This is a genomic window from Pseudarthrobacter sulfonivorans, assembly GCF_001484605.1.
Classification (GTDB): Bacteria; Actinomycetota; Actinomycetes; order Actinomycetales; family Micrococcaceae; genus Arthrobacter; species Arthrobacter sulfonivorans_A.
The window spans coordinates 2,844,792-2,863,236 of record NZ_CP013747.1 but is presented as its reverse complement, the minus strand read 5'-3'; the positions used below and the strand labels follow the sequence as shown (position 1 = coordinate 2,863,236).

Annotated in this window: 17 protein-coding genes; 9 read left to right on the top strand and 8 right to left on the bottom strand. The window is 62.0% G+C overall.

Annotated features, from left to right (window positions below; genetic code table 11):
• Window positions 1–33: 33 nt before the first annotated feature.
• Window positions 34–1,302 (top strand): helix-turn-helix transcriptional regulator, encoded by a 1,269-nt coding sequence (locus tag AU252_RS12900; protein WP_058931071.1) that lies wholly within the window; start codon window positions 34–36, stop codon window positions 1,300–1,302.
• An 80-nt stretch (window positions 1,303–1,382) separates the two neighbouring features.
• Here AU252_RS12900 and AU252_RS12895 read toward each other — a convergent pair whose 3' ends face one another.
• The 8 genes from AU252_RS12895 to hxlB form a co-directional block, all read right to left on the bottom strand.
• Window positions 1,383–3,737 carry an FdhF/YdeP family oxidoreductase gene (locus tag AU252_RS12895; protein ID WP_058931070.1) on the bottom strand — a complete coding sequence of 785 codons (2,355 nt, stop codon included), beginning with the start codon at window positions 3,735–3,737 and terminating at the stop codon, window positions 1,383–1,385.
• A gap of 108 nt (window positions 3,738–3,845) precedes the next feature.
• A complete protein-coding gene (locus AU252_RS12890; protein WP_058931069.1) occupies window positions 3,846–4,466 on the bottom strand; it encodes an MBL fold metallo-hydrolase in 621 nt (206 codons plus the stop codon).
• The gene (locus AU252_RS12885) at window positions 4,463–5,569 is read right to left on the bottom strand and encodes an S-(hydroxymethyl)mycothiol dehydrogenase (RefSeq protein ID WP_058931068.1); all 1,107 of its coding nucleotides are present in this window, start codon (window positions 5,567–5,569) and stop codon (window positions 4,463–4,465) included. Before AU252_RS12885 ends, AU252_RS12890 begins: the two co-directional genes overlap by 4 nt.
• A 52-nt stretch (window positions 5,570–5,621) precedes the next feature.
• Window positions 5,622–6,614 (bottom strand): glucose-6-phosphate dehydrogenase assembly protein OpcA, encoded by a 993-nt coding sequence (locus tag AU252_RS12880; protein WP_240484168.1) that lies wholly within the window; start codon window positions 6,612–6,614, stop codon window positions 5,622–5,624.
• Window positions 6,611–8,179 carry a glucose-6-phosphate dehydrogenase gene (gene zwf, locus AU252_RS12875; RefSeq protein WP_058931067.1) on the bottom strand — a complete coding sequence of 523 codons (1,569 nt, stop codon included), beginning with the start codon at window positions 8,177–8,179 and terminating at the stop codon, window positions 6,611–6,613. Before zwf ends, AU252_RS12880 begins: the two co-directional genes overlap by 4 nt.
• Before the next feature lie 46 nt (window positions 8,180–8,225).
• On the bottom strand, window positions 8,226–8,441 hold the full coding sequence (locus AU252_RS23615; RefSeq protein ID WP_099093390.1) for a hypothetical protein: 216 nt from the start codon (window positions 8,439–8,441) through the stop codon (window positions 8,226–8,228).
• Window positions 8,442–8,708: 267 nt separating this feature from the next.
• A complete protein-coding gene (gene hxlA, locus AU252_RS12865; RefSeq protein ID WP_058931065.1) occupies window positions 8,709–9,332 on the bottom strand; it encodes a 3-hexulose-6-phosphate synthase in 624 nt (207 codons plus the stop codon).
• A gap of 55 nt (window positions 9,333–9,387) precedes the next feature.
• Window positions 9,388–9,987: a 6-phospho-3-hexuloisomerase gene (hxlB, locus tag AU252_RS12860; RefSeq protein WP_058932918.1), complete on the bottom strand. Its 600-nt coding sequence runs from the start codon at window positions 9,985–9,987 to the stop codon at window positions 9,388–9,390.
• A gap of 413 nt (window positions 9,988–10,400) precedes the next feature.
• Here hxlB and AU252_RS12855 point away from each other — a divergent pair, with 413 nt between their 5' ends.
• From AU252_RS12855 to AU252_RS12825, 8 genes are all read left to right on the top strand, one after another.
• Window positions 10,401–11,120 (top strand): FadR/GntR family transcriptional regulator, encoded by a 720-nt coding sequence (locus AU252_RS12855; RefSeq protein WP_240484167.1) that lies wholly within the window; start codon window positions 10,401–10,403, stop codon window positions 11,118–11,120.
• On the top strand, window positions 11,117–11,824 hold the full coding sequence (locus AU252_RS12850; RefSeq protein ID WP_058931063.1) for a cache domain-containing protein: 708 nt from the start codon (window positions 11,117–11,119) through the stop codon (window positions 11,822–11,824). The genes AU252_RS12855 and AU252_RS12850 overlap by 4 nt, the downstream gene beginning before the upstream one ends.
• A 651-nt stretch (window positions 11,825–12,475) precedes the next feature.
• Window positions 12,476–12,856, top strand: a complete 381-nt coding sequence (locus AU252_RS12845) for a cupin domain-containing protein (RefSeq protein ID WP_058931062.1) — start codon at window positions 12,476–12,478, stop codon at window positions 12,854–12,856.
• A gap of 273 nt (window positions 12,857–13,129) precedes the next feature.
• Entirely contained in the window at window positions 13,130–14,614 is a 1,485-nt protein-coding gene (locus AU252_RS12840; protein WP_058931061.1) for an APC family permease, read from the top strand.
• A gap of 921 nt (window positions 14,615–15,535) precedes the next feature.
• Window positions 15,536–15,916, top strand: coding sequence for a cupin domain-containing protein (locus AU252_RS12835; RefSeq protein ID WP_083510373.1), 381 nt, complete (start codon window positions 15,536–15,538; stop codon window positions 15,914–15,916).
• An 8-nt stretch (window positions 15,917–15,924) separates the two neighbouring features.
• A complete protein-coding gene (locus AU252_RS24800) occupies window positions 15,925–16,413 on the top strand; it encodes a dimethylamine monooxygenase subunit DmmA family protein (RefSeq protein ID WP_083510372.1) in 489 nt (162 codons plus the stop codon).
• Window positions 16,410–17,387 (top strand): PDR/VanB family oxidoreductase, encoded by a 978-nt coding sequence (locus AU252_RS12830; protein ID WP_058931060.1) that lies wholly within the window; start codon window positions 16,410–16,412, stop codon window positions 17,385–17,387. Before AU252_RS24800 ends, AU252_RS12830 begins: the two co-directional genes overlap by 4 nt.
• Window positions 17,384–18,382: a heme-dependent oxidative N-demethylase family protein gene (locus tag AU252_RS12825; RefSeq protein WP_058931059.1), complete on the top strand. Its 999-nt coding sequence runs from the start codon at window positions 17,384–17,386 to the stop codon at window positions 18,380–18,382. Before AU252_RS12830 ends, AU252_RS12825 begins: the two co-directional genes overlap by 4 nt.
• Window positions 18,383–18,445 lie beyond the last annotated feature (63 nt).

The window sequence follows — 18,445 nt, the reverse complement described above, 5'->3', positions numbered from 1 at the left end:
GCAGCCCCTGACCCATCCCTGAAGGAATCCACCATGCCTCTTCCAGACCTGCCGTGGCCGCTTTTGCAGAGCGTGGCAGCCTTGGCCGATGCCCCTCTGGCCCAGATAGCGGAGCGGTTGCGCGATGCCACACTCCCCTTCATGGGAGGCAGTGCGCTGGTCATCTTCACCGAAGACTGCACGGGGCGGCCGCAGAAAAAGGCGGGCGACGAAGAAATCATCTCCCGGGCCTCCATCGCCGAGCTTGACACGCTTCGCGCTGCCCTTTCGGATGAGGCACCCTGGTTTGGGGAAGCCGAGATCGCTGGCCGGACCCGGCCCGTCCTCGCCCTGAAGCACGCCTCCAGCAATGCCCTCCTGGTCCTCACGGATCCCGCCCCTGCCGATTCGGGACACAACTCCGGATTGGACCTGGTGACGTATCTCTGGCGCCTTACTGCCCGCCGGATCCGCGAGAAAGTGGCTGATGCGCCGCCGTCGTACCTGCTGGAATCTCGGGCGGCTTCCGCTGAGCGCCTCCGCGTGACGGCGGAACTGACCGATCTGCACTCCACCACCCTGGAGACCCTCCTGGCAGCCCTGCGTTCTTCCTCCTTGGAGGATGCAGCAGCCCGCTCAACCGTCACTGACCTCACTGCCAAGGCTTTAATCGGGCTCCGCACCCACAGCGACCGCACGACAGACCTGGTCAAAGAGCCCGTTGCCAAGGCTTTCGAACGACTGCGGGAGGACCTGCGGCCGCTCACACGCTACAGCGGCATCGAGATCGAATTTATCGAACCGCCGCTGAATGGAAGGGCGCTGCCCGGCGAAGTTGCCCACGCGGCACGGGCCATTGTCCGCGGACTTGTGCTGGCCATGACGGAACAGCCGGACGTCAGCAGGGTACGGACGCAGTGGGACTGCGATGGCGAAAACCTGCTGATCAACGTACGCGACGACGGCCGCGGTGCACTCGCCGCCGACGCGCCGAGCATCGCCCGCCTGGACCGCCGGGTCCAGGCGCTCACCGGACAGCTGCGGATCGACGTCATGCCGGGCTGGGGTGCAGACGTCTTCGTCACGCTCCCCTTGGACCTGCCGACACGCCCGTCCGGGGATGTCGCCGGATGGGACCTTGCCGCCCGGGAACTCGAAGTGCTCCAGCACCTTGTCGCCGGACACCGCAACAGGACCATCGCCTCAAAGCTGGGCATCAGCGAGAATACGGTCAAGTTCCACGTGCGAAACCTGTTCAAGAAGCTCGACGTCGGCTCACGCACCGAGGCCATCGCTCTGGCACACAGCCACGGACTCCGGTGACGGTGTAAACCCCGCTGACCGGCTAACGCAAGGAGGACGGCCCCGACTCCCATCGGAGACGGGGCCGCTATGCTGTGTGATCAGCTGGCAGTGGCAGCCGCCAGCGAAGCGGACTCCTCGGCGGCTTCCGGCTCCGCCACGTGCGGCACAAACCGGACGAACATGGCCTTGAAACCGGGGGTGTTGGATTCCCGCGCCACGTTCTCTTTATGAACCAGGGCGTTGGCCTCGGGGAAGTATGCCGCCGCGCAGCCCTTCGCCGTCGGGTAGGCCACCAGTCGGAACTTGTACGCCTGCCGGTCGTGCCCACGGAAGGTGCTGACCACGTCCACGAGGTCCCGGTCCTGGAAACCCAGTTCTGCCAGGTCCTCCGGATGCACCAGAATCACCCGGCGCCCGCCCGAGATCCCCCGGTACCGGTCATCCAGGCCGTAGAACGTGGTGTTGTACTGGTCGTGGCTGCGGATGGTCTGGAGGACCAGATGGCCGTGGGGCGGAGACAGGTACTCGAGCGGGCTGACGGTGAAGCGGCCGCGGCCGATGTCGGTCTTGAACGACCTGGTGTCCCGCGGCGGGTTGGGCAGCACAAAACCGTTTTTGGTCCGGATCCGGGCGTTGAAGTCCTCGAATCCGGGGATGACGCGGGAGATGTGGTCACGGACCACGTCGTAGTCCCCGGCCATGGCCCTCCAGTCCACCAGGTGGTCCGGCCCGAAGGTGGCCTCTGCCATCCGCGCGACGATCACCGGTTCGGCGAGCAGGTGCTCGGACACCGGCGCCAGCCTGCCCTGGGTGGAGTGGACCACGGACATGGAGTCCTCCACGGACAGGAACTGTACGCCCTTGGCGTGCTTGTCGTCCTTGTCCGTCCGGCCGAGGGTGGGCAGGATGAGCGACGTGCGGCCGTGCACCACGTGGGACCGGTTCGGCTTGGTGGACACGTGCACGGTCAGGCCAATCCGCTGCATCCCGGCTTCCAGGGTCTCGGTATCGGAACAGGCGAGCGAGAAGTTTCCGCCCATGGACACAAAAACGTCCACCTCGTCCCGCTCGAAGGCCGCCATGGTTTCGACGGCGTCGTGGCCGTGGTGCCGCGGGGACTCGATCGCGAACTCTTTGTCAAGTGCTTCGAGGAGCCATTCCTTGGGTTTTTCCCAGATGCCCATGGTCCGGTCGCCCTGGACGTTGGAGTGGCCGCGGACGGGGCAGGCGCCGGCGCCGGGTTTGCCGAAGTTGCCCTGCAGCAGCAGGACGTTGACCATCTCCTTGATGGTGTCCACCGAGTGCGGCTGCTGCGTCACGCCGAGGGCCCAGCAGAAGATGGTGGCCTTGGACCTGATCAGCATCCCAGCCACGGTCTCAATTTGTTCGCGGGATAGGCCGGTGGCCTTCTCGGTTTCCGCCCAGTCCAGTTCCTGGCGGGCGTCTCGGTAGGCGTCGAACCCGTCGGTTTGTGCGTCGATAAAGGAACGGTCGACGACGGTGCCCGGGTTGCGCTCTTCCTCCGCCAGGAGCAGGTGGCCCAGTGCCTGGAACAGTGCCAGGTCACCGCCGACCTTGATCTGCAGGTACTCGTCGGCGAGCGGTGTGCCGCCGCCCACCACACCGGAAACGGTCTGCGGATCCTTGAAGTTGAACAGTCCCGCCTCCGGCAGCGGGTTGACCGCCACCACCTTGCCGCCCTTGTCCTTGCATTCCTTCAGCGCTGAGAGCATCCGGGGGTGGTTGGTGCCCGGGTTCTGCCCCACCACAAAGATGAGCTCGGAATCGTGGATGTCCTCCAGGGACACGGTGCCCTTGCCGATGCCGATGGTCGGGTTCAGCGCCGAGCCGGAGGACTCATGGCACATGTTGGAACAGTCGGGCAGGTTGTTGGTGCCCAGTGCCCGCGCGAACAGCTGGTACATAAACGCGGTTTCGTTGGCGGTGCGGCCCGAAGTGTAGAAGACGGACCGGTCCGGGGTGGAGGCCCGGATGTGTTCGCCGATCAGCTCGAAGGCTTCGGTCCAGGAGATCGGCGAGTAATGCGTGTCGCCCTCGCGGATCACTACCGGTTCGCTCAGCCGGCCCTGGTTGCCTAGCCAGTACTCCGTTTTCCCGGAGAGTTCGGCGATGGAGTGCCGGGCCCAGAACTCGGCCCCGACCGTGCGGAGGGTGTTCTCCTCGGCCACCGCTTTGGCCCCGTTCTCGCAGAACTCGGCCGCTTTGCGCTTCGTGGCCGATTCCGGCCAGGCACAGCCTGGGCAGTCGAAGCCGCCCTGTTGGTTCAGCCGCAGCAGGGACTGCGCCGTCCGGGTCACCCCGGCCTGGGCCACCGCGCGCTCGAGGGCCACCATGACGGCCTTGATTCCGGCCGCTTCCGTTTTGGGCTTGTGGACTTCGAGGTTGTCCTCGTTGATGTCCGCGACGGGGGCGGGCTGCTTGCCGAACTTCATTGTTCCAACTTCCTTTGCGGCTCACGCCGTTCTTCTTCAAAACGCCCGTTGAGGCGCGCCAGCTGTCCTGGCGCGCCTCAACGGGATCCTGCTGTTAAAGACCCTGCTCTATTGGGAAACCTTAGCCAGCGTTTCCCGTTCCGCACCAATAGTCGTGTTGTCGCCGTGGCCGGTACGGACCACGGTCTCCGGCGGGAGGGTGAGCAGCCGTTCCCGGATGGAGGTCAGGATGGTGGGGTAGTCGCTGTAGGAGCGTCCCGTCGCTCCCGGTCCACCGTTAAAGAGGGTGTCGCCGGTGAAGACCGTTCCCTCACTTTCGAGGTAGAAGCAGGTGGAGCCCGGGGAATGGCCCGGGGTGTGGATGGCCAACAGCGCGGTGCCGCCCACCTCGAACACGTCGCCTTCCCCGTGGTACCGGTCCGGTTCCGTATCAGGGTAGGCCTGCTTCCAGAGGACCAGGTCCTCCGGGTTCAGGACGATCGGGGCGCCCACAGCAGCCGCGACCTCCCGCGCCGCGCCGATGTGGTCATTGTGCGCGTGGGTCAGCAGGATGGCCAGGACCTTCCGGCCACGGACCTGGTTGATGATCGCTGCCGCATCGTGCGGGGAATCGATGATCACACACTCATCATCGTTACCCACGATCCAGACGTTGTTGTCCACGTCCCAAGTGCCGCCGTCGAGCGAAAAAGTGCCCGAGGTGACCAGGTTTTCGATGGTGACTGTCATGAGAACTCCTTCAGTGTCTTTACTTCAACAACCGAGCGCAGGACCTTGCCCTCGTGCATCTTGGCGAAGGCTTCCTCCACCTGATCGATGGTGATCCGCTCGGTGACGAAGGCGTCCAGATCAAGGTTGCCCTGCTTGTACTGCGCCACGAGCATGGGGAAATCACGGGAGGGCAGGCAATCCCCGTACCAGGAGGACTTCAGCGAGCCGCCCCGGCCAAAGACGTCCAGCAGGGGCAGCTCAAGCTTCATGTCCGGCGTCGGGACACCCACCAGCACCACCCGGCCGGCGAGGTCGCGGGCGTAAAACGCCTGCTTGAACGTTTCGGGACGTCCGACGGCGTCAATCACCACGTCCGCTCCGTTACCTCCGGTGAGGGCCCGGATGGCCTCGATGGGATCGTCCTTGCTGGAATCCACGCCGTGGGTGGCCCCCAGGGTCTTGGCCATCTCCACCTTGTTGGCGTCGATGTCCACCGCGATGATGGTGGTGGCTCCGGCCAGCTTTGCGCCGGCGATCGCGGCGATGCCCACGCCGCCGCAGCCGATCACGGCCACGGATTCGCCGCGCTTGACCTCGCCCGTGTTTATGGCGGCACCGATGCCGGCCATCACGCCGCAGCCGAGCAGCCCGACGGCGGCGGCATCGGCGTCGTCATCCACCTTGGTGCACTGCCCGGCGGCTACCAGGGTCTTCTCCGCGAAGGCGCCGATGCCCAACGCGGGAGAAAGCTCTGTGCCGTCCTCGAGCGTCATCTTCTGCGTCGCGTTGCGGGTGTTGAAACAGTACTGCGGCTGGCCCTTGGCACACACACGGCATTCCCCGCACACGGCACGCCAGTTCAGGATCACGCGGTCGCCGGGAGCCACCTCGGTGACGCCGGAACCGACGGCGCTGACCACGCCGGTGGCCTCGTGGCCCAGCAGGTAGGGGAACTCGTCGCCGATGCCGCCCTGCTTGTAGTGCAGGTCGGTGTGGCAGACCCCGCAGGTGAGAATGTCTACCAGCGCCTCCCCCGGCCCCGGATCCGGGACCAGGATAGTCTCCACCGAAACAGGGGCATTCTTCTCCCTGGCGATGACCGCTTTGACTTTGTGAACCATTATTTTGTGTTCCTTTCCTGGATCCGGGCGGATCCGGTGAGTCGAGGTCCCCTTAGACGGCGATCAGTGACAAGCGATCCCGGTTACGTTCTGGCTCCCCGCTGCAGGTGAATGTCACGCTGCTGGCTTGATGCAGTCTGGAAGTACCAAGGCTGCGAACGGTTTCGCCGAAGACTTCGTCGGGGTCGAGGCGGCGGAGTTCTTCGGCGAGGCAGTCTTTGAGGCTGCGGCGTGGCAGGGAGATGCGTTGGGCGGGTTGTCCGGGCTGGGTGAGTTCAGCGACGGAGAGTCCGGGGCGGAAGAGCTGCACGTCGCCGGTGTGGCGGGTGAGGCGGACGCGGCGGATGCCGGTCCCGGCGGGGTCCGCGACGATGGTCACGGGCGCGTCCAGGGCCAGGGTCAGCCAGGCCGCGAGCAGGATCGTGGACGGGGAGTCGGAGGCGCCTTCGACGGCCACGGCGGTCACGGGCGAGGAGTCCACCTGGTCCAGGACCGCCGCGAGCTGGATCCGCCAGTTCGTCAGCCGGGTCCACGCGAGGTCGGTGTCCCCGGCCTTGTAGGTCGCCCGGATGTTCTCCAACGCCATTTGAGGGTCAGTTTCGTTCGCGGAATCGGTGATCCGGCGGTGCGCGATCCGGCCCACGGAGGTTTCGCAGGCGTTCTCCGGTGCCCCGTGCGGCCACCAGGCCACGATCGGGGCGTCCGGCAGGAGCAGGGCCGCGACCAGGGATTCGCTTTCGTGCGCGAGCTCGCCGTAGCCGCGGAGCACGATGACCTCGGACGCGCCGGCGTCACCGCCGACCCGGATCTGCGCGTCTAGCCGATCCGGTGCGCTCTGGCCGGCGTCGGCCAGCACGATGATCCGGCAAGGGTGTTCGCGGCTGGCCTCGTTCGCCGCCTCGATCGCTTCTTCCTCGAGCCCGGACCGGGTGACCACCACAAGGGTCAGGACCCGGCCCAAGGCGATCACCCCGCCCTGCTCACGCAGGGCCATGATCTTCTTGGAGATCTTCGAGGTGGTGGTGTCCGGCAAATCTACAATCATGGCCTTCTCCAGGTTCGTCCGTCACGGGCCAACAGTTCATCCGCCGAGGCAGGGCCCCAGGACCCCGGGGCGTAAGGCTCCGGCTGCTCAGCCAAACCGGCCCAGTAATCTTCAAAGGGGTCCAGGATCTTCCAGGACAACTCCACCTCCGCGTGCCGGGGGAACAGCGGCGGCTCGCCCAGGAGCACATCAAGGATCAGCCGTTCGTACGCTTCGGGGCTGGACTCGGTAAAGGAGTGCCCGTAGCCGAAGTCCATGGTCACGTCGCGGACTTCCATCTGCGTGCCCGGGACCTTGGACCCGAACCGGATCGTGGCGCCCTCATCGGGCTGGACCCGGATCACCACAGCGTTCTGGCCGAAGTCATCCTCGCCATGGTCACGGAACAGCAGGTTCGGGGCGCGCTTGAACACCACCGCGATCTCGGTCACGCGCCGGCCCAGGCGCTTGCCCGCACGCAGGTAGAACGGCACACCGGCCCAGCGGCGGGTATGGATATCCACCCGGATCGCCGCGAACGTCTCGGTGGTCGAATCGGCCGGGATGCCGTCTTCTTCCAGGTAGCCCTGGACCTGTTCCCCGCCCTGCCAGCCGCCGGCGAACTGCCCGCGCGCCGAATGGGTAGAGAGATCGTCCGGGAGCTTGACCGCGGCGAGGACCTTTTCCTTCTCCGCCCGCAGGTCATCGGCGTTGAAGGAAATCGGCTCCTCCATCGCCGTCAAAGCCAGCAGCTGCAGGAGGTGGTTCTGGATCACATCGCGGGCCGCACCCACACCGTCGTAGTACCCGGCCCGCCCGCCCGTGCCGATGTCCTCGGCCATCGTGATCTGGACATGGTCCACATAGTTCGCGTTCCACAACGGCTCGAACAGCTGGTTGGCGAAACGCAACGCCAGGATGTTCTGGACCGTCTCCTTACCCAGATAATGATCGATCCGGAACACCGCATCCGGCGGGAACACCGACTCCACAATCTCATTCAGAGCCCGGGCCGACTCCAGGTCATGCCCGAACGGCTTCTCGATCACCACCCGCCGCCACTTCTCCCCATCAGCCTGCGCCAGGCCATGCTTGGAGAGCTGACGGCAGACCTGCTCAAACGCCTTCGGCGGAATCGAAAGGTAGAACGCATGATTCCCCCGCGTTCCACGGACCTCATCGAGCCCCGCGATCGTGTCACCCAACCGCTCAAACGAATCATCGTCGTCGAACTCGCCCCGGACAAAACGGATACCCTCAGCGAGCTGGTTCCACACCGCCTCATCAAACGGCGTCCGCGAGTACGCCTTCACCGAGGCCTTCACCTCGGCGGCGAACTCCTCATCCGACCACGGCCGCCGACCGAAACCCACCAGCGCGAAACTCGGCGGCAACAGCCCCCGGTTCGCGAGGTCATACACGGCCGGCATGAGCTTCTTACGGGCAAGATCCCCGGTCACTCCAAAGAGCACCAACGACGACGGACCGGCAATCCGATTCAGCCGGCGGTCACGCGGATCCCGGAGCGGATTACGGCCTGGCTTATGCCCGGACCTCACACTTGAATCAACGTAAGTAACTGACATGGTTGCTTCTAACTTTCGACAAGGCAGTGCGGCAGTCGACCGACGGTCACGAGAGTATCTGCTCGCGGGTCTCCCCATAGGGAACGGTGTCGCTGAGTGCGAGGGTGTAGCGGCTGGGATCATGGCGGGTGACCAGAATGCCGGCATAGCATTGGGGCCTGGCTATTTGCCGAAGCGCGGCTTCTGCATCGTCGAGCAACTCGTAGAGTCGACCAGGCTCGGTAACGTGGACTTCCAAATGCTCGGCGGTCTGAGTGCGCATGATGAACAGCTTCCTTTCCAGGATGAGGGTCCCCCGAATGTGCCAACCCTCATCATTGAGGGTGTGATGTGTTCTTGGATCAAGTCGATGTGACGGGATCGTCTTAGTTCTTCCACCGAACGCGTACTGCCCGCGGTGACGTTTCTCCGCGGGCAGTACAGGTAAGACATTCCGCGGCTGCAGGCCCCCAGAAGTAACAGGGTCCTGCAGCCCGGAGGTGGCTTCCCGCAGCTTTACGGGTGTGGGACGCCACCGTCACTCGGATGGTTAGACGATGGCAGCGCGGAGCTGCTTCGCTGCCAGTGCCGGGTCGGCCGCGCTGTAGATGCCGCCTCCGACGACGGCTACGTCAGCGCCGGCCTTCTGGACTGATTCGATGGTGGCGAGCTTCACGCCGCCTGCGACGGAGAACGGAACGCGCGCTTCTGCTCCGGCGCGGAGCAGTCCGGTCAGGTCGAAGCCGGGCAGGGCCTGCTCGTCGAGACCGGCGTGCATCTCTACGAACTTGGCACCCAGGGCGCGGGCTTCCTTGGCGCGGGTTACCTTGTCTGCCACGCCGATGAGGTCAACGACGATGCCCTTGTTGTGGGCTTTGGCTGCCTTGACGGCGCCGGCGATGGTGGAGTCGTCGGCGGTGCCGAGCACGGTGACCAGGTCGGCACCGGCCTTGAAAGCGATGTCGGCTTCGAGTTCTCCGGCGTCCATGGTCTTCATGTCAGCGAAGACGATCTTGTCCGGGTGGGCGTTCTTGACGGCGGTGACGGCGGAGAGGCCGGCAGCCTTGATCAAGGGGGTGCCGAGCTCGATGATGTCGACGTACTCGGCGACCTGACCGGCCAGTTCGAGGGCGGCTTCAGTGGTCAGGACGTCCATAGCAACTTGGAGTTTCATGGTGTTGTTTTCCTTCTGTTGGGAACTGCGGTGGGTGTGAAAAATTGTGGTTCGGTTATTCGAGGTTGGCGTGCCGGAGCCAGAGCTCTTCAGCCGGTACATCGGTGTTGTCCCACAGAGACTGGAAGAGTGCTTCCGTGGCGAGGAAAAGGACCTGTTCGAAGAGAGACCCCGAGTACTGGCGGGAAACGCTGGAGCCGTGGTCGGTCTTCTGGGCGGCGGGAATGATCACCACCGCGTCTGCGAGCCCAGCGAGCGGCGAACTCGGATTGGTGGTGAACGCCGCAATCCGCGCTCCGGCCTTCGCTGCTGTTTCCGCTGACTTGACCACTCCCGAGGTGGTTCCCGATCCGGAGGCCACCAGGAGCAGGTCACCGGAACTGATTGCGGGAGTGGTGGTGTCACCGGCGACATGGACATCCAGGCCCAGGTGCATCAGCCTCATGGCGGCCATACGCAGGACAAGCCCGCTTCGGCCCGCGCCGGCCACGAACACCCGGCCCGGGTGGCTGAGATGGCGGGCCACGTCAGCTACCTGCTGCTCGTCGATCTTGGCCGCTGTGTCCGCGATCTCGTCCCTGACGAGAGACAGATTGCGGACAATGTCACCGGTGGTGCTGTACCCGGTGAGCGTTGTACTTGCTGTCGGATTCACGATTTGTCCCTTCCCTTCGGTCGTCGGCCTGTGTCGGTCGAACGATGCTTTCTGGTTGATATCCATAATCCCGAAGCAAAAGGGCAGGGGTAACACTGTTTTCTGACGGTTCTAACTACACTTAAGGATTGGGCGTTGTCCCAGGCCGTCCGTTGAGGAAGCGTCCAACGCCGTGGTCCATGGACTGCCATGCCGGACGAGTGGCTCCTTAGAGGGACCGGTCCGCTGGAGCGCGGAGGCCTACCGTTCTGAAAGCCGCAGTTTTGAAGGATTTATTGCATAGACTCTGAAGAACGAGTTAAGTCCTTTAGGTCCTGTCCGGGCTGCTTGTTGTTGTCCTGACCCGTAGCCCATTCTCGGAGCGCAGACTTTTGGCCTCGCCGTCCTCATTCCAATCGCAGATATATCGGTCCTTGCCGGAAATCGAGAGGGCCGACGCAATTGTGGACAGGATTACCAAGGCCATTGGCCTCGGGCTGCTCAAAGTAGGTGAACGTCTGCCCCCGGAAGCGGCACTCTCGGAGATGTTTGGAGTTGGCGGCGCCACTCTTCGCGAAGCTTTGGGGGACCTGCGCGAGCGGGGAATCGTCGAGACTCGCAGAGGCCGGAGCGGGGGAACCTTCGTCGTCAGCCAGCCTCGTACGCAGACCGACACCATCCGGGATTGGTTCCTCTCGACGTCCATTTCGGAAATACGTGACATCGGAGACGAGCATTCCGCTATTGCAGCCACGACCGTCCGGCTGGCATGTGAGCGCGCGGAAGCACACGACGTCGACCGTCTTCAGGAACTTGCGCGAGCATTGGTTCTGGCCTCAACCCCCGAATTGCGTGCACCTGCTGACAGCCGCTTCCATATCGAGTTGGCAGTAGCCGCGCAATCACCGAGGCTTGCCAACGCCGAAATCCGGCTTCAGGAAGAAACAGTTCAGCAGCTATGGACCCCGCTCACGGTGGCATTTGACCCAGAACAGGCAACCGCTGAACACTTGGAATTGGTCCGGGCAGTCGCCCAGGACCAACCCGAGAAGGCCCAGAAACTGGTACTTGAGCACATCAGGCGAAACATTTTCCATCTGATTGACAAGAAACTCACCCTCGGTTACGCCCGATCAATCCAGGATGGTCAATGAAGCCCGCCACTGAAGTCGTACAAGCTGCCAATGCCCTCACTTCGTGGATTAGCGGCGTCGCCATGGAGACTCAGAAACTCTCCAGGTCCGTTGCCTCGCTGCTTGAACAGAATCTCGCCGGCAAGTCCAAAATCGACAAGGCTGCCCTGGTCGGATTGGACGAACTCTCACGGCAGTTCCTGACGAATAACACTTTTGCTGTCGGCGCCGGGACCTTCTTCGCCACGGAATCCGTTGAGGAGGGCGGCCGACCTTGGGAATGGTGGTCCCGCAAGGAGTCCGGCGCCATCGGCAGGCTTGATTTTGACCTGACTCCAGGCAGCAGCCGATATTACAACTATGAGAAGCTACCGTTCTTTTCAACCGCCGCGTCCACAGGTGAGCAGACCTTTTGGGGGCCGTATGTCGACTATCTCGGCTTCGAGGAATACATCCTTACGTTCGCGGCTCCGTTTTCCGTCCACGGGAACTTTGCCGGCGTAGCCGCATGCGATATTCGGATCAAGGACCTGGAACCCCTCATCATGCCAACCCTGCGAGCCATCCCAGGCGATGCCGCCCTCATCAACGCCAGCAACCGCGTCGTTCTCGGCAACTCTGGCAGGTACTTGGTTGGCGAGCGGATCAAATCCGGATCTCCAGACCAACATCGGTTGGATTTGGATGTTCCCCACCTGGGGCTGTCCTTGATCTATACCCCCTAGCCTCGGACCTCCTGAAGTAGGCAGTGGATCGTTGTTATAGTTCGCGCTCTGGTGTGCCGGCCTCAATACATGGGACCGACAAAGTTGGCTGAGATCCGCAAGAAAACTGTTGCCATATAGCTTTAAGTCTGCAACCTTTGAAGTGATATACATCACAGCCGCCTCCGTTCCAGAGTCTGGATCGGAACATCCCAAGAAGCACCTCCACCAGGTGCACTCCACCCCCGCTCTGCCGTCGCACTCAACGCCAACGGCTCATTTACTGGCTTACAAGCCATCTGGATCGGACCCGGCACAGCTCGCCTTGCCTAAGGCAAGCGCTGCGATTCTTGCCCCTGCATGCTGACGCGAAAATTGAGCCCGGTCGGAAACCGACATTTAAAAAAGACTGGACTAGATGAATTTCGAGGCGTAGCTTTGCCCGTTAGGACGAACCTTCGTGACAGGCATCACACCGGCAGAACTCCGAGCAGAGCTCGGCTGGCCCTCTGGAAGTTGGAGGATGCCGGGTTCGCAGACGATCCCTCCCGGAGCCTCGGCCAGGGCCCTGACTTGAACTTCAGCAAGTCTCATATGCAGCAAAGATGAACAGCTCTGACAAAGATGAACAGCTCTGAGAAATCTTTGACGCCACTATTCATAGGAGAAATCATGGAAACCGCACTCGTAGGAACACTCAGCAAGGCCGGCTCCATCCACAAAGTTGAAAACGGCTTCATCGGACTGCCTGAGATGAACGAACCCGGGTGTGATGCCGCCATCGGCGACTGCCTCTCCAACCCTGCCGGGTCGGTCATGTGCGCCGGATTCTTCGAACTGAAGGAGTCAGAACCGCTGGTGTACACGTACACCTACGACGAAACGAAGGTCGTCATCCAGGGTGAATTCATCCTCACCGACCAGGCCACAGGGGAAGTAACGCACGCCAGGGAACGCGACGTGCTGTTCTTCCCAAAGGGCACAACCGTCAAATTCGAGACGCCTGACTATGGTCTGGGGTTCTTCACCGGCCACCGTTCCTTCGCACCCTAAGACCCCACCATGCGTTCTGGGTCCAGGCCACCCGCTTCAGGCACCGGCAGCGAACATCCATGTACCTTCAAATCGCCGTAGTGTACGCCGCATCATGCGCTGCCTGTTGAATCAATCAGCACGATTGATCCCGCCGAGCAATGGCAAACCACACGATTACCAGCTGTCGGCAAGAGTGTTGTGGTTTGCCACGCCGCCTCTTTAAACGATTCAAGAAGCAACTCACATGTCTAAAAAATCAGACGAATCTAAGTTCGTCTAAAGGAGATTCTTATGAGTAAAAATCGTTCGGACGGAGTCGATGACCTGGAAAGGTCGATCGACTGGAAACAGGGTCTGGCCATTGCGCTGGGTGTGCCCCTGCTGATACTGCCCTCCTTGGGCTATCTTCCAATGTATTTATCGGCTGCAGCCATTCTTATCTGGGGATTGTCGGTCGTTCAGGGATTCTTTCAGAACGCCGCCTATGCCGAGATGGCTACGACCTTTCCCAAGGCCTCCGGCCTGCCGGGTTTCGCGCAGCATATTTTTCGCACCGAGAACTACCAGGGCAAGTACGACAAGAGCAAGCTGATCGGCGGCTTCAGTGCCTGGAGCTACTGGTTCGCCTGGACCCCGGTACTGGCGATTTTTTCCATCCTGGTCGGCGGTTACCTGCATGGGCTGTTTCCGGTGCTGGGCGAGACGTTTACCGAGTATCAGCTCTCGTTGATATCCGGGGTAGTGATTTTCGGCGGATTGTTCGCCGTCAACTGGTTCGGCCTCAAGGACGGCGCCAAACTGGGGTACATCCTGGCTGCCTTTTCCCTGATACCGCTGGTCGTCCTGACGGTGGCGCCTTTTGCTACCGGACACGTTCAGCTGACCAACATCACCGGCAGCTGGGTGCCGACAGACTGGGCCTGGGATCTGCACCATATCCTGATTCTCTTTGGCATCTTTGCGATCGCACAATGGAGTGCCTGCGCCTGGGAAACGGCAGCCATCTACGGCCCCGAATACAAAAACCCAGCCAAAGACGTCCCCAAAGCCCTGCTTGCCTGCGGCATCATCTGCTTCTTCTCGTATGTGCTGGTGCAAACCGCAGTGATCGGCGTGCTGGGTGTCGACGGCGTACTGGCCGAACCTGTCTCGCCCCTGATTCCGGTCGCCCAGGCAGTCTTTGGCCAAGCCGGCTCCATGATCACCATCATCATGCTGATCGCCGCCATGATACTGATCATCCAAACCGCTTACCTGGGCTCGTCCCGAGCCATGCACTCCATGGCCACGGAAGGCAACCTCCCCAGGTCTCTCGGCAAAACGAACCGCCACGGCACTCCCTTCGTGGCCATGCTCGTCATCGGAGCCTTCAACCTGCTGCTGATCTCGATGGGAAACCCCGCCGCGATTGTCGCGGCATCGGCGATAGGTTACACCTGCGCCAACGGCATCAGCCTGTTCGCCTACGTCAGAGCCAAAAAACACCCCGACTTCGCTGCCCTGGAGAGGCCATTCACGGCACCCAAGGGCTGGAAAAACGTCGCCATCGTCTTCGGCCTGTTCAACCTGCCCCTGTGCCTAATCGGTGTGGTCTACCTCAACAGCCTCGAGATCGGCTGGACCCCGACCTGGGTCGGCTTCATCGTACTGGCGCTCTACATACCCATCTGGTTCTACTCCCAGCACGAATCGAGTCGCTCCAAAAAAGCAGCCACTGCCCGCCCTTTAGATGACGATGCCGCAGATTTGGAAGATGAGGTTCCCGTAGCCAGGTGACGGAACCTGCACCTATGGCTTCTAGATCCAAAGGAGTCCCCCTGCTGACTGCCGGTCACCGTTCCAGTCACTGCCTCAAAGACGGGAAGGCAGACCGGTCAAGAACGGTCTGCCTTCCTGTTTCTGCGTCCGGGAATCTGCGTACTTGCGTCCCTCTACGCATTTTTTCCTTGGCCCCTCCCAACCGCCGGACTCGATGTCCCGCCGCAGCCATGACGGCACCGCCTGCCTCCTGCACCATGGCCCGCATCGCTCGGTCCATGTATTTCGTGATCTCCTGGAAGAAGGGCGCGGCGCCGCTGGCAAAAATATCGTACTAAAGGTATTCCTCGGCGTAGCGCGAAGAGCTTCGCGAGCCCTGTTCAAGACTTCCGCCGGAGATCACGACCGTGTTTCCGGCGTCGCGGGTCCTCCACCCGAGATCGGGGCGCGATGATGCCATCGCTGCGGGCGGACACCGGGGCCGGCCCCTTTTTCTCCAACGAACCAAGGCTCGCATTGGATTTTGTGGGCATAAGTCATGGATTCGAGCGCGAACACTGACCTCCCCGTGCCCCGTGATTGGCGGTCGCGCACACACCTGTCTTGATTGTTCCGATATGTCAATACTCGGGGAGAAAAATTAACTTGAAACTCTCAAATTAATAATCCTAAAAAAGACTGGACTAGATGAATAACGTCGCGTAGCTTTGCAACCAGGACAAACGTTCGTGACTGGCATCACACCCAGCAGGGCTCGAGTAGAGCTCGGCTGGCCCTCTGGAAACAGAGGATGTCGGGATCGCAGACGGATCCTCCCGGAGCCCATCCAGGGTTCTAACTAGATCTCCAGCGCAGTCTCACATGCAGCAAAGACGAACAGCTCTGACAACGATGAACAGCACTGAGAAATCTTTCACACCACCATTCATAGGAGAAATCATGGAAACCGCACTCGTAGGAACACTCAGCAAGGCCGGCTCCATCCACAAAGTCGAAAACGGCTTCATCGGACTGCCGTCGATGAACGAGCCTGGAACGGTCGCTGCGATCGGCGACTCCCTCCACAACCCCGAGGGATCGGTCATGTGCGCCGGATTCTTCGAACTGAAGGCGTCAGAGCCGTTGGTGTACACGTACACCTACGACGAAATGAAGGTGGTCATCAAGGGTGAATTCATCCTCACGGACCAGACGACAGGCGAAGTGACGCACGCGAAGGAACGCGATGTGCTGTTCTTCCCCAAGGGCACAACCGTCAAGTTTGAAACCCCTGAGTACGGTCTGGGGTTCTTCACCGGCGACCGCACCTTCGCTCCGTAGGACCCACCATGTGTTCCGCATCCAGGCGGCCGGTAGCTGGCACCGGCTGCGAACCAGGTTTCCGCGGGGTCATCTGTGCCTCATTCGGCTCAACAGATGCTCCCGCGGATCAAAACAACGGTGGCCGGCCCCGGCACGATCTCCGTTTTTCATCTGCAGACCAGGGAACCCTCTCGAACCTTAGGTCTGTGCTCGGCCGGTCATGCATCGGGGTCCGTCTTGTGCTGGCCGGCCCTGCAGTCGACGTCCATGCAGCCGCAGCCGCAGCAGCGGAATGCGGACTGCTGGACGAGGAGATGACCCTCCTCTGTGAGGAAGGGGGTCCGCGCCTCGTTTTCTGCGGACACTGCCGCACGGCCACCATTACCGATCAACCCAGCGGCTCCGAGGTGGACTGTCAGGGATGCACTACTACCTTGGCAATTAGTAGCCACTTTTCCCGGCGTATTGGAGGCTACCTGGGATTCTCAGCCCATGCCGAGGAGGCAGCAGCATGACCGCGACGACTCTCGAGACCACTGTCCACCCGGCGGTGGCAGGAGGCCTGTTGCTGGAGGTGACAAACGTCAGCATCCAGACGCCATCGATTACCAGCATCATGTTTCGTGATCCGTCGGGGGAACCTCTGCCTCCCTATGTTCCGGGAAGCCACCTCGTGGTCCAATACGGGACAGGCGCCAATGCCTATTCGCTCACCGGATCAGGCAGCGCCCCCTTCGAGTACACCATCTCTGTCCTGCGTGTTGAGGGCAGTGCCGGGGGATCGCTGGCCATGCATGAGCTCGCCGTGGGTGACCGCGTCCACGTTTCGCGTCCACGCAGTGCCTTCGCTCCTGCGGCAAATGCCAAACATCACTTGCTTATTGCCGCAGGAATCGGAATCACGCCGGTGCTTTCACACGCCCGGTTCGCAGCCGAATGGGGGGCGGCCGCATCCCTGATCTACTGCTATCGGCCAGGTGAAGGGGCCCACGTTGCGGAAGCGAGGGAACTGCTGGGACAGGGATTGACGGAATGCCATAATCGCGGCAGCTTCCAGGAAGTTCTGACGGAAAAGCTCACTACTCAGAAACTCGGAACTCACCTTTATGTCTGCGGCCCGGCTGCCTTCATGGACTCAGTCCTCGAGCAGGCCCGCGACCTTGGCTGGCCGAAGGGCCTTCTGCATTCAGAAGCCTTTGGCGCGGCCGACCTGGATGAGGGCCAACCGTTCTCAGTGAACCTGGCCCGCAGCGGCATCAGATTGGAAGTTCCGGCCGGCGTTTCGTTGCTGGAGACACTCGAAAAGGCAGGAAAAAGCATTCCGAACATGTGCCGCAAAGGCATCTGCGGCGAATGCTCCCTGTCAGTACTTCGAGGGGCACCCCAGCACCGGGATCTCTACTTGAGTGACCAGGAAAAAGCCGAGAACACCACCATGATGTGCTGCGTTTCACGCAGCCTGGATGAAGAATTGGAGTTGGACCTTTGAGCATCATCATCGACACAGACGCGGTCACCGCGGCCCTCCCCGAACGGATCAAACGCTTTCCCTTTCCCTATTCCAGTGAAAGTTACCGCTACAGCGCCAACGTCGAACCGTCCCGCAAAGTAGTGATGACTGAAGCTGGCGAGTGGGGCGGCCGGCTGCTGGACATCGACGAGCACTACCTTTCAGACGTCAAGGAACGCGGCGAAGTGCTGGACCGGGATCCCTCACGAATCCAGGTCCTCCCGCACATGCGGCCAGCCGTGTGGGACGCCATCGCTACCCTGCTGCCCGCAATGGCGGAAGAAAACCCGGACAGTATGTCCTTCCACCGGGAGGGAAATAATTGCCGCTGGTGGAACGGCCTGCAGGACCTGGAGGTGGAATTCACCATCGGCGACGACAGTTCCCTGCAGGGGGGCCCGTTGCGGTTCCTCGGCAGCCAGATCCAGGACGACATGGTCTTTCTTGACCAGCGCGAGGATGCGCTGTGGCTCGACGCCGGACTCGTCACATTCGCCGCCGACTGGTCCCTCGGATTCGATACCGGCATGAAATTCCACGAAATCCACGGCCCCGTCCCACGGGTACTCGAGGAGAAGATCGTCAGCCGGGCCGAGCAATTCCTCTTGAGGCTGCAGCCGGGCGAGCAGTACCGGCGGACCAACTGGACCTTAACCATCGACCGGCGTCTGGACACCTCCACCGAAACCTATCCCAACTGGGCACCGGAGCGCGGCACCATCGCCGACGATCCCGCCCTCCCGGATAGAGTCCACCTGCGGGTGGAGGTCCAGCACCTCATCCGCCTCCCCCACTCCGGGGCGATCCTGTTCTTGGTCCGGACCTACCTTCTGTCGCTCGCCGACATTGCCCGGGTCCCCGTCTGGCGGGAGATCGTGGGCCGCGTGTTGGCCGAGCTCCCGGAAGACATGGCCGAGTACAAGGGCATCAGCAGGTACCGCAAGGCGGCATCTGACTGGTTGCTGGCCACCTAGTCACCCGCCCGGGCCCTCTACCCATCCAACGATCGGTGGAGAACACCCCGGCTGTCAGACCTT